24 protein-coding genes are annotated in these 24,630 nt (G+C 73.2%); 8 read left to right on the forward strand and 16 right to left on the reverse strand.

Translation table 11 applies throughout. The annotated features are described in order from the left end of the window. Positions 1–17 precede the first annotated feature (17 nt). The 4 genes from rpsR to rpmG are packed head-to-tail and all read right to left on the reverse strand — an operon-like array spanning position 18 to position 1,873. Positions 18–251, reverse strand: a complete 234-nt coding sequence (rpsR, locus tag U5640_RS19580) for a 30S ribosomal protein S18 (RefSeq protein WP_340377052.1) — start codon at positions 249–251, stop codon at positions 18–20. A 4-nt stretch (positions 252–255) separates the two neighbouring features. After that, entirely contained in the window at positions 256–1,446 is a 1,191-nt protein-coding gene (locus U5640_RS19585) for a GTP-binding protein (protein ID WP_340377053.1), read from the reverse strand. After that, entirely contained in the window at positions 1,443–1,706 is a 264-nt protein-coding gene (locus U5640_RS19590; RefSeq protein ID WP_340377054.1) for a type B 50S ribosomal protein L31, read from the reverse strand. Before U5640_RS19590 ends, U5640_RS19585 begins: the two co-directional genes overlap by 4 nt. 2 nt (positions 1,707–1,708) lie before the next feature. After that, positions 1,709–1,873, reverse strand: a complete 165-nt coding sequence (gene rpmG, locus U5640_RS19595; RefSeq protein WP_037717627.1) for a 50S ribosomal protein L33 — start codon at positions 1,871–1,873, stop codon at positions 1,709–1,711. A 62-nt stretch (positions 1,874–1,935) separates the two neighbouring features. Here rpmG and rpmB point away from each other — a divergent pair, with 62 nt between their 5' ends. The 4 genes from rpmB (at position 1,936) to U5640_RS19615 (ending at position 3,830) form a co-directional block, all read left to right on the forward strand. Beyond that, positions 1,936–2,172 (forward strand): 50S ribosomal protein L28, encoded by a 237-nt coding sequence (rpmB, locus tag U5640_RS19600; RefSeq protein ID WP_340377055.1) that lies wholly within the window; start codon positions 1,936–1,938, stop codon positions 2,170–2,172. A gap of 15 nt (positions 2,173–2,187) precedes the next feature. After that, positions 2,188–2,493 carry a 30S ribosomal protein S14 gene (gene rpsN / locus U5640_RS19605; RefSeq protein ID WP_340377056.1) on the forward strand — a complete coding sequence of 102 codons (306 nt, stop codon included), beginning with the start codon at positions 2,188–2,190 and terminating at the stop codon, positions 2,491–2,493. Between the two features lie 131 nt (positions 2,494–2,624). Beyond that, on the forward strand, positions 2,625–3,164 hold the full coding sequence (locus tag U5640_RS19610; protein WP_340377057.1) for a hypothetical protein: 540 nt from the start codon (positions 2,625–2,627) through the stop codon (positions 3,162–3,164). A gap of 120 nt (positions 3,165–3,284) precedes the next feature. Then, the gene (locus U5640_RS19615; protein WP_340377058.1) at positions 3,285–3,830 is read left to right on the forward strand and encodes a DUF4232 domain-containing protein; all 546 of its coding nucleotides are present in this window, start codon (positions 3,285–3,287) and stop codon (positions 3,828–3,830) included. Positions 3,831–3,836: 6 nt separating this feature from the next. On the opposite strand, the gene U5640_RS19620 is transcribed toward U5640_RS19615, so the two are convergent. Further along, positions 3,837–4,946 (reverse strand): DUF2786 domain-containing protein, encoded by a 1,110-nt coding sequence (locus tag U5640_RS19620; protein ID WP_340377059.1) that lies wholly within the window; start codon positions 4,944–4,946, stop codon positions 3,837–3,839. Between the two features lie 181 nt (positions 4,947–5,127). Here U5640_RS19620 and U5640_RS19625 point away from each other — a divergent pair, with 181 nt between their 5' ends. Beyond that, the gene (locus tag U5640_RS19625; RefSeq protein WP_340377060.1) at positions 5,128–5,862 is read left to right on the forward strand and encodes a Clp protease N-terminal domain-containing protein; all 735 of its coding nucleotides are present in this window, start codon (positions 5,128–5,130) and stop codon (positions 5,860–5,862) included. A 57-nt stretch (positions 5,863–5,919) separates the two neighbouring features. Continuing rightward, positions 5,920–7,641, forward strand: coding sequence for a bifunctional 3'-5' exonuclease/DNA polymerase (locus tag U5640_RS19630; protein WP_340377061.1), 1,722 nt, complete (start codon positions 5,920–5,922; stop codon positions 7,639–7,641). On the opposite strand, the gene U5640_RS19635 is transcribed toward U5640_RS19630, so the two are convergent. Continuing rightward, complete coding sequence (locus tag U5640_RS19635; protein WP_340385219.1) at positions 7,642–10,872, reverse strand: BTAD domain-containing putative transcriptional regulator; 3,231 nt, start codon at positions 10,870–10,872, stop codon at positions 7,642–7,644. It lies immediately after the preceding gene. Positions 10,873–11,266: 394 nt separating this feature from the next. After that, complete coding sequence (locus U5640_RS19640) at positions 11,267–12,160, reverse strand: glycosyltransferase (protein WP_340385221.1); 894 nt, start codon at positions 12,158–12,160, stop codon at positions 11,267–11,269. 133 nt (positions 12,161–12,293) lie between these two features. On the opposite strand from U5640_RS19640, the gene U5640_RS19645 reads away from it, so the two are divergent. Together U5640_RS19645 and U5640_RS19650 are read left to right on the forward strand one after the other, a co-directional pair. Further along, positions 12,294–12,566, forward strand: coding sequence for a hypothetical protein (locus U5640_RS19645; protein WP_340377062.1), 273 nt, complete (start codon positions 12,294–12,296; stop codon positions 12,564–12,566). A 149-nt stretch (positions 12,567–12,715) separates the two neighbouring features. Beyond that, the gene (locus tag U5640_RS19650) at positions 12,716–13,672 is read left to right on the forward strand and encodes an NAD-dependent epimerase/dehydratase family protein (protein WP_340377063.1); all 957 of its coding nucleotides are present in this window, start codon (positions 12,716–12,718) and stop codon (positions 13,670–13,672) included. 160 nt (positions 13,673–13,832) lie between these two features. On the opposite strand, the gene U5640_RS19655 is transcribed toward U5640_RS19650, so the two are convergent. The 9 genes from U5640_RS19655 to U5640_RS19695 form a co-directional block, all read right to left on the reverse strand. Further along, the gene (locus U5640_RS19655) at positions 13,833–14,288 is read right to left on the reverse strand and encodes a DUF5707 domain-containing protein (protein WP_340377064.1); all 456 of its coding nucleotides are present in this window, start codon (positions 14,286–14,288) and stop codon (positions 13,833–13,835) included. A 418-nt stretch (positions 14,289–14,706) separates the two neighbouring features. Beyond that, positions 14,707–15,543 (reverse strand): alpha/beta hydrolase, encoded by an 837-nt coding sequence (locus U5640_RS19660; RefSeq protein ID WP_340377065.1) that lies wholly within the window; start codon positions 15,541–15,543, stop codon positions 14,707–14,709. Positions 15,544–15,909: 366 nt separating this feature from the next. Further along, positions 15,910–16,485 carry a hypothetical protein gene (locus tag U5640_RS19665; RefSeq protein WP_340377066.1) on the reverse strand — a complete coding sequence of 192 codons (576 nt, stop codon included), beginning with the start codon at positions 16,483–16,485 and terminating at the stop codon, positions 15,910–15,912. A gap of 95 nt (positions 16,486–16,580) precedes the next feature. Further along, entirely contained in the window at positions 16,581–17,003 is a 423-nt protein-coding gene (locus U5640_RS19670; RefSeq protein ID WP_340377067.1) for a spore germination protein GerW family protein, read from the reverse strand. Positions 17,004–17,292: 289 nt separating this feature from the next. Then, complete coding sequence (locus U5640_RS19675; RefSeq protein WP_340377068.1) at positions 17,293–18,666, reverse strand: acyltransferase domain-containing protein; 1,374 nt, start codon at positions 18,664–18,666, stop codon at positions 17,293–17,295. Between the two features lie 49 nt (positions 18,667–18,715). Beyond that, entirely contained in the window at positions 18,716–20,422 is a 1,707-nt protein-coding gene (cydC, locus tag U5640_RS19680) for a thiol reductant ABC exporter subunit CydC (protein ID WP_340377069.1), read from the reverse strand. Continuing rightward, the gene (cydD, locus tag U5640_RS19685) at positions 20,419–22,110 is read right to left on the reverse strand and encodes a thiol reductant ABC exporter subunit CydD (protein WP_340377070.1); all 1,692 of its coding nucleotides are present in this window, start codon (positions 22,108–22,110) and stop codon (positions 20,419–20,421) included. Before cydD ends, cydC begins: the two co-directional genes overlap by 4 nt. 83 nt (positions 22,111–22,193) lie before the next feature. Then, entirely contained in the window at positions 22,194–23,213 is a 1,020-nt protein-coding gene (locus tag U5640_RS19690; RefSeq protein WP_340377071.1) for a cytochrome d ubiquinol oxidase subunit II, read from the reverse strand. Further along, a complete protein-coding gene (locus U5640_RS19695; protein ID WP_340377072.1) occupies positions 23,210–24,571 on the reverse strand; it encodes a cytochrome ubiquinol oxidase subunit I in 1,362 nt (453 codons plus the stop codon). Before U5640_RS19695 ends, U5640_RS19690 begins: the two co-directional genes overlap by 4 nt. Between the last annotated feature and the right edge of the window lie 59 nt (positions 24,572–24,630).

The following is a 24,630-nucleotide window of genomic DNA, read 5'->3' on the forward strand; positions in this document are numbered from 1 at the left end:
TGACGAGCGTCTCGAGCTCAGCGGCTGCCGTACGGCAACAGGGCCATCTCGCGGGCGTTCTTGATCGCGCGGGCCAGCAGTCGCTGCTGCTGTGCGGAGACCCGGGTGACCCGTCGGCTGCGGATCTTGCCGCGGTCGGACAGGAACGTCCGCAGGAGGTCGGTGTCCTTGTAGTCGATGTAGGCGACACCCGCCCGGTCCAGCGGGTTGGGGCGGGGCTTCGCGGGCTTGCGGTCGGCCTTGCGGGGCACGGGGTCAGACCTCCAGGAGGGTGTCGAAGGCGGGCGGCAGCCGCTTCCAGGCGTCGCGGCCGCCGGCGTACTCGGCGTCGGTGAGCAGACAGGTCTCCAGCAGCCGTTCGAGGCCGTCGCGGTCGAGGCCGGGGGACGTGAAGACCAGGTGCTGGCAGCAGTCGCCGTGCTCGGGGTGCCAGTCCAGCGCGGCGGCGGCCCGGCGCACCGGCGGCACCAGGTCCCACGCCGCGTCCGGGAGTGAGGCGAGCCACGGGCCCGCCGGCTCCACGCACAGGGCGCCGCCCGCCGCGTCCCAGTGCAGCAGTACGTCGGGCCTGTCGGCGAGCCAGAACCGGCCCCGGCTGCGGGCGGCGGCGCAGGTCAGGTCCTCCAGCGCCGCGTACAGCCGCTCCGGGTGGAACGGGCGGTCGCGGTGCCACACGAGGGTGGCGACCCCGTGCGCGTCCGCCTCGGCGGGGAGCAGCGCGCAGGCGGGGTGCTGTGCGGCGGCGGCCGCCTCGACGTCGAAACCGGCGAGGGCGGCCGCCGTCAGCGCGGACGGACGAGGAGAAGTGCCGGATGCATATGCACGTGCTGATGCATCCGCCGCGCTGTCCGACTCCCCCGGAACGGGGATACGGCGGGCGGTCGGGTGCAGCTGGGCGAGCAGTTCCCGGTCCTCGTCGTCGGCCTCCGGGGAGTCGACGACGGCCAGCACGGGGGCGTACTCCAGCTGCCGGGCGAAGGTGTCGGCGACCGTCCGCCGGTCGGTGGCGGCCGCGGCCAGGCCCACGTCGGCGAGGTCGTCGCCGTTGCCGAGGTACGGCAGCAGCAGCGCCGGGTCGACGGCGGTGATCACTTGGGTGACGGTGAGGCCGCCGGCCGCGACCACCTCGGTCATGGCCCTGGGCTCGACGGAGTCCCACAGCTCGACGATCGCGAGCCGAGTGGCGCCGTCGTCCTCCAGCCGGCGCAGTTCGGGGACCAGGTCCTCGCGCAGCGCGCAGCAGGCGCAGTCGTCGATCAGGGGCGTCTCGCCCGCGGAGCGGACTCCGCGGGCGTCGCGGACGGTCCGTACGACCGTGCCGGCGGCGGCCGTCGCCAGGTCGTGGTGGAGGACGACGCCGTCCGGGACCTCGGCGAGGAGGCGGGCCACCGTCGCCCGGCGGGCGTCGGCGTGCAGCCCGCCGACGACCACGACGGACAGGCTCACGAACCGCCCCGCTTCCCGTACCGGCGCTCGAAGCGCTCGACGCGGCCGGCGGTGTCCAGGACGCGGGCGGTGCCGGTGTAGAAGGGGTGGCTGACGTCCGAGATCTCGACGTCGACGACCGGGTAGGTGCGGCCGTCCTCCCACTCGGTCGTCCGCTCGCCCGCCGTGGCCGACAGGGTGGACCGGGTGAGGAAGGCGTAGCCCGCGGCACGGTCCCGGAAGACGACCGGGCCGTAGGGCGGGTGGATCGACGCGCGCATGGTCAGCGCTCCTCTCGGAAGTCGACGTGGCGGCCGGCGACCGGGTCGTACTTCCTGAGGGTCATACGGTCCGGGTCGTTGCGGCGGTTCTTGCGAGTGACGTACGTGAAGCCGGTCCCCGCCGTGGACCGGAGCTTGACGACCGGGCGGAGTTCGTTGCGTGCCATGCTGGTATCTTACTGAAAATGACATCCATTAGCGATAGCTGCCAGAGAGAGGTGCGTCACCCATGTCCGCGCACTGCATGCTGACCGGAGCGCAGCCCGGGTTCGGCAACCGGATCTCGCACTCCCACCGGCGGACGCCCCGCCGTTTCGACCCCAACGTCCAGTCCAGGCGGTACTGGCTGCCCAGCGAGGGGCGCCGGGTACGGCTGCGGCTGAGCGCGCGCGGCATCAGGACGGTCGACACGATCGGCGTCGAGGCGGCGGTGGCGCGGATCCGCGCCCGTGGCATCCGGGTCTGAAGGGGCTGAGTTCCGATGGCGAAGAAGAGCAAGATCGCGAAGAACGAGCAGCGACGGGAGACCGTGGCGCGGTACGCCGCGCGGCGAGCGGAGCTGAAGGAGATCCTGCGGCGCCCCTCCTCGACGGAGGCCGAACGGCTGGCCGCCCGGCGGGAACTCGGCCGCCAGCCCAGGGACGCGAGCGCCACGCGCGTACGCAACCGGGACCAGGTGGACGGGCGTCCGCGCGGTTATCTCCGGGCGTTCGGACTGTCCCGGCTGGGCCTGCGGGAGCAGGCGCACGCGGGGTTCCTGCCGGGGGTGCGCAAGGCTTCCTGGTAGGGCGTGCGCGGCAGCGTCACAGGCGGGTGCCGGAAGGTCACAGGTCGTCCCCAGGGTTTCGGGCGGGGCTGCTGGTAGCTTGCTGCGGTCCTTCCCCTCCGGCCCGGCCGGCTACAGCTTGGGAGCTTGCAGTGACTTCGGCGATCTACGCACGCGGCGCGTCCCGTCGGCCGGTTCGGGCCGTGGCGGCCGTGGCGGCGCTGGCGGGCGCCCTCGCGCTCACCGGGTGCGGCGGCGGGTCCGACGACGACGGCTCCTCGGCGATCCCGTCGGCGGGCGCCGCCACGGCGGCCGCCGGCACCGGCGGGACGGGCGGGGCCACCGGCACCTCGGGCGGCGCCACGGCCTCCGCGTCGAACGAGCTGGAGGGGAACTGGCTGGCCACGGCGGACGGCAGATCCGTCGCGCTGATCGTCACCGGGAAGCAGGCCGCCCTGTTCGCCACCGGCGGGACCGTGTGCAGCGGGACCGCCGACGCGTCGGCGGGGATGCAGATGATCTACCTCAAGTGCCCCACCGGCTCCAAGGACCGGACGACCGGCATGGTCGACTCCGTCGACGGCGACACCCTGAAGGTGACCTGGTCGGGCGCGGCGGGCAAGGAGACGTTCACCAAGGCGGAGGACGGCAGGCTGCCCTCGGGGCTGCCGACGGCCGGGGCCGGTTCCTGAGCGAGCGGCCGGCGCGCACGGCACCCGGGGAGTGCGGGCACGGGTGGGGGCGCGCGGCGAGGTGCCGCGCGCGTACGTGATGATCCTTCCAGCACCGCCACACACCTCAGGGGACCTCTCATGCGCGCCGTTCCGATCACCCTCACCGCCTTCGCCGCGGCCCTGCTGCTCACCGCCTGTTCCGGCGGCGACGACAGCGGCTCGGACGACACCGGGAGCAAGGCCTCCGCGTCCGCCGGCACGGCCGCCGGTTCCGCCTGCACCTTCGACGGCCTGGGCCGCGAGGTCGGCCCGGTCGACGCCGCCCCCGCCGCCGGGGACACCGGCAACGTCACCGTCACCCTCACCAACAAGGGCGCCGAGTGCACCCTGGACGGCTTCCCCACGGTCGGCCTCTCCGCCGGCGGCGACTCCGCGAGCGTGCCGCAGGACCCGGCCGCCCAGAAGCAGAAGGTGACCGTCCCGGAACAGGGCACGGTCACCTTCACGATCACGTATGTCCGCGGCGAGAGCGGTGACAAGAGCCTCGCCGTGAAGACGGCGGAGTTCAGCCTGCCGGGCTCCGACAAGACCGAGAGCTTCCCGTGGTCCTACGGCGACGTCTCGCTGAAGAGCGCGGGCGCGCCGGACGCCTCGGTCGGCGCCTTCACGCAGGCCGGCGACTGACCCGCCTCACGGAAGCCGCGGCCGGGCGGCGACCTGTGCCCGGTCGGCGGCCTCGGCCCCCTCGGTCCAGCCCGCCTCGTCGGTGACGCCGCGCAGCCTCGTGGTGACCGTGTCCGGGAACAGCCGGTCGGTCGCGGCCGTGACGGCGACCTCCCGGGTGGCGAGGACCGGGAGCAGGTCCTCGCCCGCGGCGTTCTCGGTGGCGGCCGCGACCTCGGCGAGCCGCGTCCCGACCCGATGGGCGTACGCGGCGAGGAAGGACTGCCGGAAGGTCTTGGTCCGCCTGCGTCCGCCGGCCCGCTGCGCGGCCTCCGCCTTCACCATCGCCGAGTGCGCCTGCACCAGCAGCGAGGTGTGGAGCAGCTCCACCGCCACCAGATCGGCCTCGAAACCGACGACCGTGGAGAAGCAGAAAGGCTCGTTCCAGACGGCCCGGCAGTGGTTGGCGGACGCGACCGCGTCCAGCAGCACCGCCTTGGCCTGCTCGTACGGCGGCTCGACCCCGATCCGGCAGGCGGCGGGCGCGTCCGGGTCGGGGGCCCCGGCGTCGAGCAGCGCCTCGTCGACGCTGTGCCGGGCCATCAGTTCCTGCGCCTTCGCGGTGAGCGCCTCCGCCTCCTCCGGATAACCGGTGGCCTCCGCCTTGGCGAGCAGCGCGCGGATCCGGGTGAGCATGCGGGAGTCGGAGCTCCGGCCGGGTGCCGGCCGGGGCTCCTGGAGGGGTTCCAGGGAGGGCAGGCGCAGCAGGAGCCGGTAGAGCTCCAGCACCGTGGTGGCGTACGAGAAGCGGTCGGTGGGGGCCGGGGCCTCGGCGGGCAGCTCGGTGAGCTGGGCGGTCCAGCGGGGGCCGCGCGCCTTGTCGTCCGGTGCCTGCGCGCGGATCAGCGCGGCCAGCACGCGTACGTGGACGTCCTCCAGCTCCCGCCGCACGAACCGTACGAGATCGGCGGGCTGCCAGCCGCGCTGCCAGGCTCCCGCCACGAACTCCCGGCCGCGCCGGTCGAGTTCGGCGTCGGCGGAGGCGTCGGCGGCGAGGAGGGAGGCACCGGTGTCGAGGGCGGTGTCCACGGTGTCGTAGAGGGCGGTCCGGAAGGCGGTGTCGACGGTGCTGCTCACCGGTCGATCGTGTCACGCGCGCGAGGAGGGCGGACATCGGGAAGGCGGACGCCAGGCGGACGGACGCCAGGCGGACGGACACCGGGCGGGCGGACACCGGGCGGGCGGACGCCGGAAGCACGGACGCTCCCACTGACAACCCGAGGTTGACACTCCATGGGCGTCAACTTACGGTTGACACATGACGACGAACCCCAACATCACGTCATCCGTACGGCTCGACGACCTCATCGCGGCCATCAAGAAGGTCCACCCCGAACCGCTCGACCAGCTCCAGGACGCGGTGATCGCCGCCGATCACCTCGGCGAGGTGGCCGACCATCTGATCGGGCACTTCGTCGACCAGGCGCGGCGCTCGGGCGCCTCCTGGACGGACATCGGCCGGAGCATGGGGGTCACCCGGCAGGCCGCGCAGAAGCGGTTCGTGCCCAAGGAGTCGGCCGACCTCGACCCCAACCAGGGGTTCAGCCGCTACACCCCACGGGCCCGCAACGTCGTGATGGCCGCCCACAACGAGGCCGTCGCCGCCCGCAACCCCGAGGGCCGCCCGGAACACCTGGTACTCGGCCTGCTGGCCGAACCGGAGGGGCTGGCCGCCAAGGCGATCACCGCACAGGGGGTCCTCCTGGACACCGTGCGCCGCACCGCGGGCGCCGCGCTGCCGGACCCCGCCGAGGAGGTCCCGGAGCTGATCCCCTACGGCTCCGACGCCAAGAAGGTCCTGGAGCTCACCTTCCGCGAGGCGCTCCGCCTCGGCCACAACTACGTCGGCACCGAGCACGTACTGCTCGCTCTGCTGGAGTTCGAGAACGGCACGGGCGTCCTGTCGGACCTCGGCCTCGACAAGCCCGCCGTCGAAGGATGGATCGCCCAGGCCCTGACCCAGCTCACGGTGGGCCTGCCGGAGCAGGACTGAGGACCGCCCGGCGGGCGGCACGGGCCGATTGTCAGAGCCTGCTGCGACACTCGCCGTATGACCGAGCGGTGGGCCCTCGCCCCGGCCGAGGACGGTGGCGTGGAGCTCGCCCCCCTCGGCCCGGACGGGCTGCCCGCCGGGCCGGTGCTGCGGGAGGCGGATCTCGCCCGGGCCGTCCGCGAGCGGCCCGGCGTCACCCGCTGGGTCTGGCGTTCCACGGCCGAGGTCTACCCGCGCCTGCTCGCCACGGGGGTGCGAGTCGAGCGGTGCTACGACGTGGAGGACGCCGAGACCCTCCTCCTCGGCCACGAGGGGCGGTACGGCGAACCCCGCTCGGCCGCCGCCGCCCTCGCGCGGCTGCGCGGCGGCCCCGTACCGCCGGACCCGCCGCAGCGCTCCGCCGCCCCCGGCGCCCAGGCCCAGCCCTCGCTGTTCGAACCCCGGTCCGTCCAGGCCGCCGCCCTGCCGCTGGCCGACCTCGCCGAGGTCTACGCCGAGCAGCAGCGGCGGCACGCGCGCGCGGAGCACCCCGACCGGATGCGGCTGCTGACCGCGGCCGAGTCGGCGGGGATGCTGGTCGCCGCCGAGATGAACCGCGCGGGCCTGCCGTGGAGCGCCGAGGTGCACCGCACGGTGCTCCACGACCTGCTCGGCGAGCGGTACGCGGGCGGCGGCGAGCCCCGCCGGCTGGCCGAGCTCGCCGAAGAGGTGTCCGCCGCGTTCGGCCGACGGGTCCGCCCCGATCTGCCCGCCGATGTGATCAAGGCGTTCGGGCAGGCCGGGATCCGGGTGAGGTCGACCCGCCGCTGGGAGTTGCAGTCCCTCGACCACCCGGCGGTGAAACCGCTCATCGAGTACAAGAAGCTGTACCGCATCTGGGTCGCCCACGGCTGGTCCTGGCTGCACGACTGGGTCCGCGAGGGCCGCTTCCGCCCCGAGTTCCTGGCGCACGGCACGGTCACCGGCCGCTGGGTCACCAACGGCGGGGGCGCCCTGCAGATCCCCAAGGTCATCCGGCGTGCCGTGGTCGCCGACCCCGGCTGGCGGCTGGTCGTCGCCGACGCCGACCAGATGGAACCCAGGGTCCTCGCGGCGATCTCCCGCGACCCCGGCCTGATGGAGGTCGCCGGCCAGGAGAGCGACCTCTACCAGTCCGTCTCCGACCGCGCCTTCTCCGGCGACCGCGACCAGGCGAAGCTCGCCGTGCTCGGCGCGGTCTACGGCCAGACGTCCGGCGACGGCCTGAAACACCTCGCCGCGCTCCGCCGCCGCTTCCCGCGCGCGGTGGCCTACGTCGACGAGGCGGCCAAGGCCGGCGAGGAGGGCAGGCTCGTGCGGACCTGGCTGGGCCGGACCTGCCCACCGGCGGCCGGCGCGGGCGAGACGGGCACGGACGAGGCCGGCATCCCGGTCGACCCCGTCCCCCCTGCCGAGGGCGCGGAGCCGCAGGAGGGCCGGCCCTGGGTGCCGGGGTATGCCTCCTCCGACGCACGCGCGCGTGGCCGCTTCGCCCGCAACTTCGTCGTCCAGGGCAGCGCCGCCGACTGGGCGCTGCTGATGCTCGCCGCGCTGCGCCGGACCTGCGCGGACATGGCGGCCGAGCTGGTCTTCTTCCAGCACGACGAGGTGATCGTGCACTGTCCCGAGGAGGAGGCGGAGGCGGTCGTCGCCGCGATCCGGGAGGCGGCCGGCCTCGCGGGGCGGCTGACGTTCGGGCAGACGCCGGTGCGGTTCCCGTTCACCACGGCGGTGGTGGAGTGCTATGCCGACGCGAAGTGATCACCCGGGCCGCCCGAGCAGCCCCTCGATCTCGGCCACGACGGCGGTCTCGTCCGTCCCGTCCAGCGCCTCCAGGGCCGTCCGCCACCGGGCGCGCGCCTCGTCGGTGCGTCCCTGCTCGTACAGCAGCAGACCCTGCTGGTGCCGGGCGAGGCCACCGGTGTAGCGGTCGGCGCGGGCGTCGGCGCGGCGCAGGAGTTCGGCGCACTCCCCCGCGGCCGCGCCGGGCCGGCCCAGCAGGCGCAGCGTGCGGACCAGCCCCAGCCGGGTCTGCGACTCGCCGTGCCAGTCGCTGTGGCCGCCGAGAATGCGCAGGCTCTCCTCGAAGTGGGGCAGGGCGGCGGCCGGTTCGCCGAGGGAGAGATGCGCGTAGCCGATGTTGCAGTGCGCCGAGTGCCGCACGATCACGGCGCCGATCCGGTGCCCGAGGGCCAGCGAGAGACGGTGCTGCTCGATGGCGGCGCGCGGGTCGGTGTGCTCGTACAGGTTGCCGAGGTGGCTGAGGGTGACGGCCTCACCGTGCGCGTCGTTCAGCCGGCGCGAGTACCCGAGGCTCTCGCGCAGGGCGTCGCCGGACTCCTCGTACCGGCCGAGGCTCTCCAGCAGCAGCCCCCGGTTGTTGAGGCAGCGGCGGATCCAGGACAGCCGGCCGAGCCGCCGCCAGATGGCCAGGGCGCGGCCGTTGAGGGCCAGCGCGTCCTGGAGCCGGCCGGTCAGGAAGTGCAGACCGGCCAGGTCGCCGAGGGCGTACGCCTCCGCCGTCGCGTCCCCGAGCCGCCGGGCCGTGCCCAGCGCGACCCGCCCGAGCACCTCCATCTCGGCGACCCGCCCCCGGCGCTGCAGGCAGGGGAGGAGGAGCCGCAGGAGGGTGGAGACGAGGGCGGCCTCGCCCTCCGCGACGCCGCCCTCGGCCGAGGCCGGCCCGACCAGGGCGACGATGTTCGCCAGCTCCGCGTCGGTCCAGACGAAGGCCTCCTGGGGCCCCGGAAAGGCCGGCACGCCCCGCACGTACGCCGCGTGGGCCGCCGCCGGCTGGGCGGAGGTGGGACGACGCCGGTCATCCTGGTCGATCCCGGATTCCATCACGGCGACGAGCGCCCGCTCGGCTCCGGCGGCGTACCAGTGGAGGGCGGTGGTGCGCGGGGTGGGAGTGGAGGTGGTTGTGGGGGTGGGGGTTTGGGGGGCTTTCGCTGTGGAGGTGGGGGGTGTGGGGCCGGTAGGGGCCGCTGGGGCGGTGGCCGTCGGCTGGGTGGTGGTTCCGGTGGCGAGTTCGCGGGCGAAGTCCCGTACGAGGTCGTGGAGGGTGTAGCGGCCGTAGGTGGTCTCCTCCAGGAGGGCCACGTCCACGAGCCGGTCCAGGGCGGTCTCGGCGCGGCGCTCGTCGGTGCCGGTGAGGCGGGCGAGCAGCGGCGCACTGTACGAGGGCAGGTCCAGGGCGCCGACGCGGCGCAGGGCGAGGGCGGCGTCCCGGTCGGCCTCGCGCTCGGAGGCGGCGAGCGCGTCATGGGCGACCGCGAGCGAGCGGCGCACGCTCAGGTCGTCGTACTCGAGGTGGTGCAGTCGGCTCTGTGTCGCGGTCAGCTGCCCGGCGAGCGCGTCCGGGGTGAGGGCCCTGCGGGCGGCGAGGCGGGCGGCGACGATCCGCAGCGCCAGCGGGAGCCGGCCGGTCAGCTCGACCAAGGGGTGATGGGCGTCGAGCCCGTCGCCGTCACCCGCGTCGTCACGGCCGGAGAGCGCGCGCAGCAGGGCCGCGCTGTCCTCGGCGGACAGGGGCGCGAGGGGGAAACGGTGGGCGCCGTCCAGGGCGGTGAGCGGGGAGCGGCTGGTGACGAGGACCGCGCAGCCGGGTCCGGCCGGCAGGAGCGGGCGGATCTGGGCGGCGGAGGCGGCGTCGTCGAGGACGAGGAGGGTCCGGGTGGGCGCGAGGAGGGTGCGCAGCAACGCCGCTGCCGCGTCCGGGTGTTCGGGGATGCGGCGCGGCTCCGTGCCGAGGTCGCGGAGGAGCGCCGCGAGAGCGTGCGGTGCCGCGAGCGGGGTCATGCCGGGGGTCGCGCCGTGCAGGTTGAAGTAGAGCTGGCCGTCGGGGAAACGTTCCCTCATGGCGTGGGCCAGGTGCAGGGCGAGCGCGCTCTTGCCGACGCCTGCCATGCCGGTGATGACGGCGAGCGCCGGGCGGCCGTCCGGCGAGCGTGCCGAGAGGAGGTCGGCGAGACGGCGCAGGGTGCGGTCACGGCCGGTGAAGTGGGCCGGGGGTGGCGGAAGTTGGGCGGGGCCGGGGGGTGACGGGGTGAGAGGCGGACGGGGGGCGGGGGTGGCGACGGAGGGGTCGTGCCTCTCTTCCCGGGCCTGCCCGACGTCGGCCTCCCCCGGGGGCTGCCCGGCGGTTTCCGCCTCCCGTACCCCCCGCAGCACCTCCACATGGGCTTCGCGCACCGCCGGGCCCGGTTCGGCGCCGAGTTCCTCCACGAGGCGGGTGCGCAGGTCACGGTGGACGGCGAGGGCCTCGGCCTGGCGGCCGGTGCGGTGCAGGGCCAGCATCAGCTGGCGGTGGTACGCCTCCCGCAGCGGGTGCTCGGCGGCCAGCGCCGTCAGCTCCGGCACGATCCGGGCCACCCTCGCCACCCGGGCCACCCGGCCGACCCGGCTCACCCCCTCCGACCCGTGCGTCCCGTCTCCTTGGTCCATCCCGCTGCCGCCGAGCGCGAGTTCGGCGTCGTAGCGCCACTCCAGCAGGAGCAGCCGGGCCTCCCGCAGGCGTCGTACGAAGGCATAGCCGCCCAGGTCGGCGGGGAGGCCGCTGAGCGGCGTGCCGCGCCACAGCGCGAGCGCGGCGGCGCACTCGGCGAGGACGCGCTCCCAGTTGCGGGCGGCGTGCGCGCCGCGCGCGGTGGCGAGGTGCCGCTCGAAGACATGGACGTCGAGTTCGCCCTGCTCGACACGGAGTTGGTAGCCGGGCGGCACGGCCCGCAGCCGCTCCGGGTCGTCGAGGAGGCGGCGCAGCCGGGCGACGTGGTTGTGCAGGGAGGCGTGCGCGGAGGCCGGGGGCGCGCCGGCCCACAGGGCCTCCTTGAGCGCGTCGACGGGGACGATCCGGTTGGCGTCCAGGAGGAGGGCGGCGAGGAGGGTGCGGAGTTTGGCGCTGCGGATCGGCCGGGTGCTTTCGTCCGGCGGGCCGGGGCAGTGGAGGACGGGCGGTCCCAGCAGTCCGAACCGCAGCCCGTCCTGCCGCATCACGTCCGCCATCGCCTTTCCGTCCATGTGCAAATCCTCACGGCAGACCGTCTGACCAGCGACGACATGGACACTCGTTGGCAATATATTAGCGATCCGTTGGTGCCGCCTGATGTGATCACAACATCGGAGCCGGCCCGACGGTGCGCGCGTGTGAACGCGGTACTCGGGGGAGTGTCGCCGCCGCGGCCGGATCCGGGGGCGCGTCGGGCCCCGGTCGGCGGAGGTGAACGACCGGGGTCCGCGCCTTGCTGCTCCGGGCTTTGTGCCTCCGCGCCTTGTTCCTCCGCGCGTGGGCTCACGCGGTCGTGGGCTCACGCGGTCGTAGGTTCACGCGGTCGTAGGTTCACGCGGCTACAGGATCACGCAGCCACAGGATCACGCAGCCGTGGGTTCAGATGACGGGCGGTCGGCCCAGGCGCGTGAGGCGCCACACCGTGCGCCACCGCATGGGCCGCCGGGGACCGGCCGGCTTGCGCACGCCTTCCGCGAACCCGCCGAACCAGGCCTTGAGGCCGTCCAGCGAGCGGGTGCGCAGCAGGGTGACGGCGATCCACACGCCGAGGTGGACGGGGATGAGCGGCAGCGGCAGGTTGCGGCGGACGAGCCAGACGCGGTTGCGGGCGGTGACGCGGTAGTAGATCGCGTGCCGGGCGGGCGAGGTCTTGGGGTGCTGGAGCAGCAGCTCCGGCGCGTAGAGGATCTTCCAGCCGGCGTCGGCGGCGCGCCAGGCGAGGTCGGTCTCCTCGTGCGCGAAGAAGAACTCGGCGGGCCAGTCGCCGGTCTCGGCGAGCATGGCCATGCTGAGGCCGTGGCCGCCGCCGAGGAAGCCGGTGACGTATCCGCCCTCCATCGGGTCGGCGGAGCCGACGCGCGGGACGTGCCGGCGCTGGGTCTCGCCGTTCTCGTCGGCGATGCGGAAGCCGACGATGCCGAGGCGGGGGTCGGCGGCGAACAGGTCCCGTACGCGGCGCAGCACGTCGGCGTCGACGAGCAGTCCGTCGTCGTCGAGTTCCACGACGACGTCGATGTCGCCGTACTGGCGGAGCCGTTCGAGACCGACGTTACGGCCACCGGGGCAGCCGAGGTTCTCGTCGAGGTCGATGGTGGTGACCTCGCCGGGCAGGGCCAGGCGTTCGGCGAACTCGGGGAGCCGGCAGCCGTTGCCGACGACGACGATCCGGTCGGGTGCGAGATCCTGCTTGGCGACGGACTCCAGCAGGGCGTCGACCTCGGCGGGCCGGTTGCCCATGGTCACCACGGCAACGGCGATCCTCGGCTCCACCACGTCGCTCAACCTCTTCACTTTGTCCGGCAGACGACGGCACTCTCCCGCGCTCCCGTCGCGCGACGCCCGTCATTCACCAAGATGTTGCCTCAGATACGGAGGTTGCCCGGACGCCGGTTCACTTTGCGTCGCGTTGACGACGATTTTCCCGCCTTCGGACGAACTCGAGGCCGGACCAGTCCTCCCCCAGCGCGGCGACCTTCACATCGACGAGGCCGAGGGGCAGGAAGAGATCACGGAGAGCGTTCTCGGTGAGGTCGCTGACATGGCCGGCGGCCTTGCGGGGCCAGGCGATCCAGAGCATGGCGTGGTCGGCGAGGTCACGGGCGATCGCGGGGTGAAGGCGTTCCTGCGCCTGCTGCGCACCGACGACCTGGGCAGCGGGACGCCCCCGGCCTCGGGGTGAGGACCGCGGCCCCCGGCACGGGCAGGACACGACGCAGGCGTCCGGCACGAGCGAGGGGACGGGTCCCGGCTCCCCGCGCGCGGGAGCCGGGCTCCCGCTGTCCGCGGCGTGCTTCCGCCTGGCAAGGTGTCCCCGTGAGGAACCGGACCATGCCCACCGTCGTGATCACCGGAGCCGGCGGATTCATCGGCCGGCACGTCGTCCGCGAGGCCGAACGCCGCGGCCTCACCCTGCGGCTGACGGCCCATCGCAGCGAGGTGCACCCCGGTGCGCCCGGCACGACGGTCGTCCCCGCCGACCTGACCGACCCGGCCTCGCTGCGCGGCCTGTGCGACGGCGCCGACGCCCTGGTGCACTGCGCCTCGCAGATCGGCGGCCCGGAGGCGCGCTGCGAGGCGGTCAACGCCCGCGGCACGGCGGCACTCGTGGCCGAGGCCCGCCGGGCCGGCGTCGGCCGCGTCGTCCACCTCAGCACCGCCGCCGTGTACGGGCGCGGCACCTTCCGCCGGGCCCGGCCGCAGGACCTGGACCGCGCGCCGCTCTCGGCCACCTCACGGACCCGGGCGGCCGGCGAGGACGCCGTCCTGGCCGCAGGCGGCACGGTCGTACGGCCCCACCTCGTGTACGGCGAGGGCGACACCCGGGTGGTCCCCGCGCTGGCCCGGCTGCTGCGCGGCCTGCCCGGCACGGTGGAGGGCTGGCGCGCCCGGGTCTCCCTGATCGCCGCCGAGGACCTGGCCCACGCCCTGGTCGCCGCCGCGCTGGCCCCCGCCGAACGGCTCACCGCCCCCGTCTACCACGCCTGTCACCCCGAGCCCGTGCCCTGGCACACGGTCCTCGGCGCGGTCGCCGGCCTCGCGTCCGTCCCCCGGCCGCGTCGCGACCTCACCCTCGACGAGGCCCATGCCTGGTGCCGCGAGCGCGGAGTCCCGCGGCACGACCTGGACATGCTGGTCACCGACCACTGGTTCGACGGCGCGCCCCTGTGGGCGGCCGTCGACCATGCACCCGGGTCCTTCGGCGAACGGTTCGCCCGCTACGAGAACTGGTACCGGCGGACGCTCTCCCCCGCGCTCGACAGTCGCCAGTGCCATGACCGGAACTAGTGCCGTGACCGGGAAGGTTTGCCGGGAAGCTCGCGGCGTCCGGTGCGGTGCATCGCAAGGCGGAGCGTCGCCCGCGTACGGGATGTACTCGGGTGATGCGACAACGCGGCGAGGTGCCGTGCCGGGCGTCGCGAGCCGGTGAACCTTTCCGGTCACGGCACTAGCCGACGGTGAAGTCCACCGCCTCGGTGTCCAGGGTCGTGGTGCCGTCGGCGGCGGTGGCGAGGGTGGCGACGTGCCAGGAGCCACGCGGGAAGGAAGCGGCGTCGGCGTCGGTCACCGTGACCGTGTACACGCAGCGCACGGTGTCCTCACCGGCGGGCGTGCAACGGGCGGACTCCGCCTCGCGCATCTCCGCGGCGGTCGGCCGCTTCGCGGCCAGTCCGGACTTCTCCGGCCAGGCCAGCACCTTCAGGCTCTGGACGCCCGACGACGCCGCGACCTCGGTGGAGAAGGTGAACGAGCCGTCCCGCCCGCCGTCGGGCGCGGAGTAGCGGGCGATGCTGTGCGTCAGGCGGGGCGGCGTCGGGCCCGCGGCGTGGGCGAGTGCGAAGGCTCCGGCACCGGCGAGGACGACGGCACCGGCGACGACGGACAGGACGGTACGACGGGACATGACGGGATCTCCGTAACTGGCTCGGACACTCTCGGCTGCGGAAGCCGGCGCTCTCGACCGCGCCGCTGCACCGATGCTCGCAAGGCGGAGCCGCCCCGCACCTGAGTACGCGGGCTCAACCGGGCCTGGGTGATCGGACCGTACGCCTTCGTCAGGAGCGACCGGCGAGCCCGCGGCGCGGAGTCGTTGCGGCCGGGCGCCGGCGGCGGGCGCGGCCCTTCCGACCCCGGCTACGGCGCCCCGGGCGGCCACCGGGACCGGACCGCCACCCGCCCCTGCGGCCATCGGGACCAGACCGCCGCCCGCCGCCCGCCGCCGCCAGGGCCCCACGGCCGCGCGTGACCCCGGTGGTGGGCCCATGGGCCTGCCGGAGAAGCCGATCCGCAGGCCCGCCGGGCAGGCCTGCGGATCGCGGGGGTCACTTCGCCAGGAAGGCGAGGAGCGCGGTGTTGACCTCCTCGGCGTGGGTCCAGAGCAGTCCGTGCGGGGCGCCCTCGATCTCCACGTAGTCCGCGGACGGCAGGGCCTTGTGGAAGGGCCGTGCCGTGCCCTCGACGGGCAGGATGCGGTCGCCCGTGCCGTGCAGGATCAGGGCGGGCACGTCGACGGCCGGGATGTCGGCACGGAAGTCGGTGTACCAGGTCGACGGCGCGGCGGCGGCGGCGAAGAAGCCGCCGCCCGCGGCGACGTCCCAGCTGCGGCGGACGGCTTCCTCGCTGATCCGGCTGCCCAGGTTCTCGTCCAGGTTGTAGAAGTCCTGGTAGAAGGCGGTGTAGTAGGCGTAGCGGTCCGCCTTGACGGCCGCGACGACGCCGTCGAAGAACTCCTTCGGGGCGACTCCGTCCGGGTTGTCGTCGCTCTTGAGCAGGCAGGGTTCCAGCGACGCGAGGAAGGCGACCTTGGCGACCCGGGAGGTGCCGTAGCGGGACACGTACCGGGCGACCTCGCCGGTGCCCATCGAGAAGCCGACCAGGACGGCGTCGGTCAGGTCGAGGGTCTGCATCACCGTGTCGAGGTCGGCGGCGAAGGTGTCGTAGTCGTAGCCGGTCGTGGGCTGGCTGGACTGTCCGAAGCCACGGCGGTCATAGGTGATGACGCGATAGCCGGCGTCGAGCAGCACGGCGCTCTGCCGCTCCCAGGAGTGGCCGTCGAGCGGGAAACCGTGGATGAGGACGACCGGCTGCCCGGTTCCGTGGTCCTCGTAGTAGAGGTCGATGGTGGTGGAGTTCTCCTGGCCCACTGTGATGTACGGCAACGTCTCGTTTCCTCACGTCCGAAGCGACTGGCCGCACTGCACGGACGGCATCGGCGCACAGGCAGCCGTCGTCCGGCCGTTCGCGGCAGGGATGGCCTCACGCTAGGGCGCGCGTCGCGCGGCCGGTTGTCCTCCAGCGCACCACCTCTGGCCTGGAAGTGCCCTGAAGGGGACGGGTCCCGGCCGGCTGCCGCGCAGGGCCGGGACGTGGCGCGGGTCCGGTCGGGCGCGGCTCACTCCCTCGCCAGCAGTTGTGCCGGGGCGATGCGGGACATGGCCCTGATCGGGACGCCATGCACTCGGTGGAGGCGTGGGCGGTGACCTCGCGGAACTGGGTACCGGTGTTCTCTTCGGGGACGTTCTCCGTCAGGCCGTTCTCGTAGGTGGTGGTCCACAGGCCGTTCGGCTGGGCGGGCCGGGTCCGTGCGACGAGACCGTCCCGTCCCCGGGGCCGACGTCCCTGCCCTTCAGGGCGTTGACGAAGTCGTGCGCCTTCGGGCTGCTGAGCCGTGCGCCGAGCGCGGAGGGATCGCCGACGTCGAGTCGCTGCACGGTGGCGTCGAGGGTGCCGGCGGTGAGGGCACGGCTGCTGAGGATCACGGGGGCCTGCCAGTCGTGCCGGCGTTCGGACTCCACCGGGTTCAGGTCGAAGGAGTCGGGCCCCCAGAAGGGCCGGTCCTTCTCGGTGAGCATCCGGCCCGAGGTGACCGCGCCGCCCAGATCGACCAGTCGGTCCTCGGCGACCGGGTCGATCGCCGAGAGGAGCACCGGGTGGGCGACCGGGATCCGCGCCGTGGCCGCGCCGCCGCCGGGTACGCAGGTCATCCGGGAGCGGGCGTCGGGGGTGAAGGCCGTCTCGGGGACGGGGTTCCACACGAACAGCGGTTTGGGCAGCCGCTGGCCCAGGACGTCGAAGGTGTCGATTGCCGCCCTGCCCCGCACCGGCGGAACCCGTGCGAGGGCGTGATCAGTTCCCTCACGCCAATGACTGCCACGAGGCGGGCGGCCGGTGCCACTGTCGGTCGCCCGTCCGGGCATCACCGCATGCGGCGTTTGACGATGGCGCGGGCGATCTTCGGAGCGACCGTGCCTGCGACGAGGGCTGCCAGCGGGACGACCACATCGACCCAGGGATCGCGGATGGGCTTGAAGGTGGCCGTTCCGTCCTTGATCTCGATGAATCCCAGCGGTTTCGCCTCGACGCCGCCGCCTCCTCCACCACCCTCGGCGGTCCTGGCGGCGCCGGATTCCCTGCCCGCGCCGCCGCCGAAGCCGAAGCCGACCTTGGCCACGGGGATGACGGTGATGCCCTCGCAGACGACGGGCTCTCCGTAGACGACCGTCACGGACGCCTTGCCGCCGAGCCGGTCGGCCAGTCGCTCCAACAGAGTCGCCGCCGCGTCGTCGCTTCCATCGACTGCCTGCTCAGCGGTTTCCGTCATCTTCTCGGGCGTGGTCATCGTGGTCCTGCCTGCTGGGGATGCGGGTGGATGGCGGTGCCGCGGCCGGTGGAGCAGCAGCCGCAGAGGGGGCGTCCATCAGTTGCTGCCCAGCGTATCCCGGGCGAGTCGGCCTGGTGGTGTCCGAAGAACCTCCGTGGTCCGGGCAGACAGGCTCGAGGGCCACCAGTAGCGCGGGTGCGCAGGTCGCGACGCTCGTGTCGGTCGTCAGGCCGGTGCGGTCGAAGCCTGCGGCGCCTGCGAAGTCGTTCACGGTAGTCATCCGCTGCTCGACCAGGTCCGTACGGAATCACGGAGACGTGCTCGGTACCCCGGGCTTGGGCAGCCGGGAGGCCAGGTCGGTGGGCGGCGTAACGGGCCTGCACGGTCGACTCATCGTCAACTCTCGTGAGGACCAGGCCGCTGCGGTGAGGTGATGCCCCTCGGACCAGACCCGTCCGGCCGCCGTGCAGAACGCGCGCCGGTCGCCGAGCAGGTCACCAGGGCCGGCCGGCAGCATGGGCACCACGGCGCTGCTCCCGGTGATGACCGACCGGTGCCGGCGCGCGGCTGTGACCAGCCCCTGCCCGGGGCCGGTTTCCACCAACAGGAACTCCCCGTCGGCGAGCAACCGGTTGAGCGTGGGCCAGAACAGCACCGGCTCCATGACCTGGCGCGCCCAGAACCACGGGTCGAGTGCCTTGTCCCGGTAGAGCAGATCGCAGGTGTAGGCCGAGTAGAGCGCGATGTCGGGTTCGCGCAGTCGAACCCCGGCCAGCACGTCCAGGCTCGACCGGGCGAGACCCTCCATCGCGGGGCTGTGAAAGCCGAGTGTCGACGGCACGGTGACGACATGGAAGCCGTTGTCCGTCAACGCTTCGGCGACCGCGCCCAGTTCGGCGTCCGGCCCGGCGAGGACGGTCTGCCGGGGCGAGTTCACCGCGGCGATCGTCACCTGACCCGTGAGGAACGGGACAAGCCGCTGCGCGGGCGCGGCCACGCCGAGCATTCCGCCCGGCGGCTGTTTCGGCGCCGCACCAGCCCGGTGTGCCATGACCGCCACCGCGTCGTCGAGGGTGAACACACCCGCCACGACCGACGCCACGACCTCACCCGCGCTGTGCCCGAGCAGCGCATCCGGCTCGACGCCCCACTCGACCAGGCAACGCGCCATCGCGTACTCGACGCCGAGCAGCAGCGGCTGCGAACGGGACACATCGTGGATCGGCACGACCGGGTCGGCGCTGAGCCAGTCCGCCCGCAGCAGTTCGGCGTTGGCGACGTCGGTCACCTTGCGAATGACGTCGAAGTACTCGTCCATCGCCGCGGTGAACACCGGGTCCCAGCCGTACAGCCCCGCCGCCATCCTGACGTGCTGACTGCCCTGTCCCGGGAAGAGCACCGCGACCACCCGGTTCCTGGCCTCATGAGCCACCACCGACTCCAGACGCTCGATCGCCGCCGCGGACGTCTCGGCCACCACGGCCGCCCGCCACTCGCCGTCTCCTGCCCTCTCCTGGTTCCAGCGGGCCACGATCCCGCCGAACTCCTCCGGGGGACCCTCGGCGAGCTGGTTGATCAGTTCGGTGCGGTTCGCCATCAGACCGTCCGCGCTGTACCCGGACAGAAGGATCAGCAGCGGTTCGGGGACGTCCTGGGGAGCGGCTTCGAGCTGCTTGGTCACGTCGGTTCCTTCGATCAGGGGTCGGAGATGGGTCGAAGTGCTCGCCGCGCTACCCAACGCGGTCCTGCCCGCAGACATACCGGGGGGAGGGACGGGCGGCGTCAGGTCCGCCCTGGCGCACCACCCGGCCGACGTCGAGAACGACGACCTCGTCGAATCCGGCCAGCCCTTCGGTGCGGTGGGTGACCACCACGAGCGTGCGCGGCCCCGGGTGGCTGAGGAGGTCGTCCAGCAAGGCTCGCGCGGTCGGCTCGTCGAGGCCCTCGGTCGGCTCGTCGAGCAGCAGGACGGGCGGGTCGACGAGGAAGGCGCGGGCCAGCAGCAGGCGTTGGCGCTGCCCGCCGGACAGCACCGCCCCGTCGGCGCCGACCGGGGTGTGCAGACCCTGGGGCAGGCCGTCGACCCAGTCCAGCAGCCGCGCACGGGTCAGGGCGGTGCGCAGTTCGGCGTCGGTCGCACCAGGCACTGCGACGCGGAGGTTGTCGGCGATCGTGGTGGCGAAGACGTGCGCGTCCTGCGGCACCCCGGAGACCGTCGTGGCCAGATCGGGCTCGGCCCAGTCGCCGATGTCGGTTCCGGCGACGGTCACGGATCCGGACGCCGGCAGCACCGCACCGGACAGCAGGCCGAGAAGGGTGCTCTTACCGGCCCCGCTCGGGCCCACCACGGCGATCCGGCGGCCGGGCTCCAGAACGAGGTCGACACGGTCGAGCGCGGCACCGTCCTCACCGGGGTAGCGCACCGTCACCCCCGACAGGGCGATCCGGGGGGTCGACTCGGGCAACGGCCTGCGCGCGGGCCGCGTCGCCTGCGGCGCCCGCAGCAGCTCCGCGACGCGCTGAGCGGCTCGGCGCGCGTCGACGAATCGCAGCGCGGCATCGACGAGCGGGACGGCGGAATCGATGACCGCGAGCGCGGTGAGCGCGAGCACGGGCACCATCACACCGTTGACCCCGTCGCCCTCGGCCAGCGCGAACCAGCCGACCAGTCCGGTGGTGAGGACCTGGACCACGGTGGCGACGGCGACACCGGTGCCGACCGCGTCACCCCAGCGGTGCTCGGCCCGGGCCAGAGCGGCAGCGGCTTCGGCGGCATCGGCGACGACGCGGTCGGCCTGCCCGGCCATGGTCAGCTCGGCACCGCCCTCGATGAGGTCGTGTCCCCGAACCGCGAGGTCGGCGCGGCGTTCGGCGGTGGCCCGCGCGGACGACCGAGCCAGGCTGACCGTGAGCGCGGGAACCGCGACAGCGACCAGAACCAGACCGGCCAGCAGTGCGAGCCCGGCGACCGGGACGAAGACAGAGACGAACAGCACGCCCGCCGCACCCACCCCGACGGCGACCACGGCGGGCATCAGGCAGCGCATCAGGAGGTCTTGCACGAGGTCGACGTCGGCGACGACACGCGACAACAGATCGGCCTCGCGCGGTCCTCCGACGGCGGTCGGACGCGTGCCCGCGACCGCCCGGTAGACCCGGACCCGCAGCTCGCCCTGCGCGCGCAGGACGACATCGTGGCTGAGCAGCCGCTCCACATAGCGCAGACCGCCCCGCCCCAGCGCCAGCGCGCGGACGGCGACGATGGCCACGGCCAGCACCTCGTACGACGGCATTCCGGCGGCGGTGGCCAGCAGCCACGTGGCGATCGCCATCAACGCGACGGCGGCGAAGTCGGCGAGCAGGGCGAAGGCCGTGGCGGCGGCCAGCCTGCCCGGGCGCGGGGCAGCGGCACGGAGAACGACAAGGAGCGGGCTCATCGGGTCACCCCCGTGACCGGCTCGCGCACGACCACACCGCTGCTGACCCGGATCACCCGGTCCGCCAGGCAGAGCGGGGCCGGACGGTGGGTGGCGAGCAGGACGGTCCGCCCCTCCATCAGGCGGGCGGCGGCGTCGAGGACGAGGCGTTCACCGTGCGGGTCGAGCCGCGCCGTCGGTTCGTCCAGCACCACGACCGAGGCGTCGCGGATCAGGGCTCGTGCCAGGGCCAGTCGCTGGCGCTGCCCCGACGACAACCGCAGCCCGCGCTCGCCTATCCGAGTCCGGTAGCCCTCGGGCAGTTCGTCGATGAACTCGGCGGCGTTCGCGGCGACGGCGGCGGCGACCACGTCGGCGTCGGCCGCATCCGGGCAGGCCAGACGAATGTTGTCGGCGACGGTCCCGTCGAACAGATGGGGGCGCTGCGGTACCCAGGCCACCGTGGACCGCCACCACGCAGGGTCGAGGTCGGCCAGGTCGTGGCCCGCGACCAGGACACGCCCGGCGGTCGGGCGGGCAAGGCCGAGGACGAGTGCCAGCAGTGAGCTCTTGCCGGCGCCGCTCGGACCGACCAGGGCGACCCGTTCCCCGGCCGCCACGGTGAGCGACACCCCGCTGAGGGCAGGTTCGGGGCGGCCTGGATGGCGTAGGACGACATCCTCGAATTCAAGGCTGAGCGGACCGTCCGGCAGTGCCCGGCGGCCCGGGCGCGCGGCGGGCGTCGGTGTGTCGAGCAGGGCGAAGACCTGCTCCGCCACCACGGTTCCCTCAGCCGCGGCATGGAACTTGGTGCCGAGACCCCGCAGCGCGAGGTATGCCTCCGGGGCCAGGACCAGCACGAGCAGGGCGTCGGCGAAGCGCGCGTCGCCGACGAGGAGGCGCAGGCCGAGTGGCACCGCGACCAGGGCGACCGACAATGTGGCGACGAGTTCGAGGACGAGGCTGGACAGAAACGCGATCCGCAGTGTGCCCATGGTGGCGGCGCGGTGGCGTTCCGCCATGCGGCGCACCGCGTCGGCGTGGGCGCTGGACCGGCCGAGCGCGCGCAGCGTACGCAGGCCGGTGAGCGCGTCGAGGAAGTGGCCGCCCATGCGGGACAGCGCGCGGTACTGGCGTTCGGTGGCGAGGCGGGTGTGCCTGCCGACCAGGAAGCCGAAGAACGGCACCAACGGCAGGGTCGCGGCCACGATCAGGGCGCTGGTCACGTCGGTGGCCGCGAGCCACACGAGCACCATGGCCGGCACGACCGTCGCGGTGATCAGCTGAGGGAGATAGCCCGTGAGGTACGGGTCGAGTCCGTCGAGGCCCTTGCCGACCAGGGTCAGCAGTTGCCCGCGCTGCCGGTCGGCGGCCCAGCCGGGACCGAGCTCGTCGAGTTTGCCGAACACGCGCGCCCGGAGTTCGGCCTTGATCCGGGCCGCGGCCCGCGTGGCCAGCACGTGGCGCACCCAGACGAGCGCGCCCCGGACGACCGCGACAGCTGCCACGAGGAGGAGCGATCGGGCCCCGGCACCGGGCGCGGCGCCGTCGACCCCGAGCGCCAACAGCCGGGACAGCGCCTCGGCCTGCGCGACGACCGACACTCCGACCAGGATGGCGGCCCCCGCGACCGTGTACAGCGTGGATCTGGCCAGCAGTTCGGCGGACAGCAGCCTGGACATCGTCGTCCGGCTGGTTGATGCGCTCATCCTTCCCCCCCTGGTCCGTACGAGCCGCACGCCTCTCACCCGCACGGCACGTCGGCGGCGCGGGGAGACGCGTGGGCGGATCACTAGAAGTAGCCGACCGAGCCCTCACGCACGCGGCCGCGCGCGATGCGCCACGTCATGAACTGGGCGGCGATGAGCACGGGCAACAACACCAGCACCATCCAGAACAGCGGGTGCAGCACCGACGCCTCGGCCGCACCTTCGGTCACGGTCATGCTCTGCCGCTCACCGTGACTCGACACGATCAGGTACGGCAGCCGGCCGGCCCCGACGATGAACGCGGCCGTCACCAGCACGATCGAGCTGCCGACGAAGGCGAGCTGCGGCTTGCCGCCGTAGTTGGCCACGTCCGACAGGACGGTGCCGATCACGCCCAGGACCACGAGCCCGATCACCAGGCGCGGGTGGCCGACGACGTCCTTGACTCCGTCGGTGAAGAGGCCCGCGATCACGGACAGCGCCACGGTCAGCAGCGCCGCAGGGCCGAGCTTCTTGGCCAGGGCCACGGCCCGGTTCGACAGCGGGCCCGCCAGCCGAGCCGCGACGAAGTTGGTGCCGTGCAACGCGAACACCGCGATGGACGCGCACACACAGACGATCGTGAACGGTTCGGCGAGCAGGCTTGCCGGGACGCGCAGCACCTCGTCGTCACCCAGCGGAAGTGCGTGGAACATGAGCGAGCCGATGAAGCCCCACGCGACCGCCTGGATCAGGCACGCGAAGGTCAGCACGGACTCCCACAGCCTGCGCCAGCCGGGCGCGCTCTCGCGCAGCCGGAAGTGGAAGGACACCCCGCGCAGCCCCATCGCCACCACGAACGGGATGAAGAACGGGAACAGGCCGGAGAGCATGGTGCCCTCGAAGATCGGGAACCCGCCGACGAGGAGGCCGAGCGCGGCGATGATCCACACTTCATTGGCGAGGAAGTAGGGGCCGACCGCATGCACGACGGTGGACCGTTCGGCCGCGTCCCTGCCGAGTACCGGCAGCGCCAGGCCGGCGCCTATGGTGCGGCCGTCCATGATCAGATAGCCGACGAAGAGCAGCCCGAAGAGACCGAGCCAGGCTGTTTGTATCGTCACTGGGAGCGTCCTTCCAGAACGGTGACGTTGCTCTCGTCACGCTGTGCGGCCTGGTCGCCGTACATCGGATCGTCGCCGTACAGCGGCTCGTCGTCGGTGGGCGGTGGTGCGCCGCGGCCGAGTTGGGACGCGTCCGGTCCTCGCCGGGCGATACGGAACAGCAGGGTCCAGTCGGTGATCGCGAGCGTGGCCACCAGCACGGCGAACACGATCAGCGAGGTCAGCATCGCCCCGGCGCTGCGGTGCGAGACCGCGTCCTCGGTTTTGAGGACGTGGTAGATCGCCCACGGCTGGCGGCCGATCTCACGGAAGATCCAGCCCGACGCACCCGCGATGAAGGGCACGGGAATGAGCAGGCCGAAGGTCCAGAAGGCCGCTCTCTGCAGCTTCGGTTTGCGCCAGAAGTAGGACTTGATGGTCAGCAGGGCGACCACACCGACCACCGACAGCATCAAGATCGCCGAGTTCCGCATGAGGAACTTGGCCCAGTAGGCGAAGGCCAGCGGCGGGACGTAGTTGCCCGGGCCGTACTGGGCCTCGGCCTCGGCCGCCTCTCGGCGCGCGAGGTCGAAGTCGCCGTCGAAGATCGCACCCTTGATCGGCTGCTCCTCGTTGACCAGGTCGATCATCAGACCGCCGAGCAGGGCGGTCAGGAAGATGAACGGGATCGAGGTGTAGAGCGAGATGTGGAACGACTTGAGGTAGAGCTTGCGGTCCGGGTGGTCGGCGGGCTTCCTCAGCAGGTGCCATGAACTGACGCCGAGCACGAAGATCAGACCCGTGGTCATCGAGGCGGTGGCCACGTGCGGTACCGCGCGCCACATGTTCGGGTTGGACAGCAGGTCACCGAGGCTGGTGATCACGGCCTTGCCGTGCTCGATCGTGTAGCTCTGCGGGTGCTGCAGGAAGGCGTTGGCCCCCACCACCAGGATCACCGAGGCCCAGGCGGTGCCCGCGGTGGCGATGATCAGTCCGAGATGCACCTTCCGGCTGACGGTGTTCCACCCGAAGATCCACATGCCGAGGAACGTCGACTCCAGGAAGAAGGCGACCAGCGTCTCGACGGACAGCGGCGAGCCGATGACGTTGCCCGCGAAGTGGGTGAGGCCGCTCCAGTTGAGGCCGAACTGGAACTCCATGACGATGCCGGTGGCGATACCGACGGCGTAGTTGACCACATAGAGCTGGCCCCAGAACTTGGTCATGCGCTCGTAGATCGGGTTGTTCGTGCGGTACCACTGGACCTGGCAGATCACGACGAACGCGACCAGCCCCAGGGTCAGCGCGACGAACAGCCAGTGGGCCACCGCGGTGATCCCGAACTGCACGCGCGCGTAGGTGACAGCATCACCGGACACGTCTACTCCATTGTCAGGCAGGCAGGCCGGGTTGTACGGCCGCCTGGTCGAACGTCTTC

Origin of the sequence: Streptomyces sp. SS7 (assembly GCF_037993025.1) — a bacterium.
In the GTDB taxonomy this organism is placed as follows: domain Bacteria; phylum Actinomycetota; class Actinomycetes; order Streptomycetales; family Streptomycetaceae; genus Streptomyces.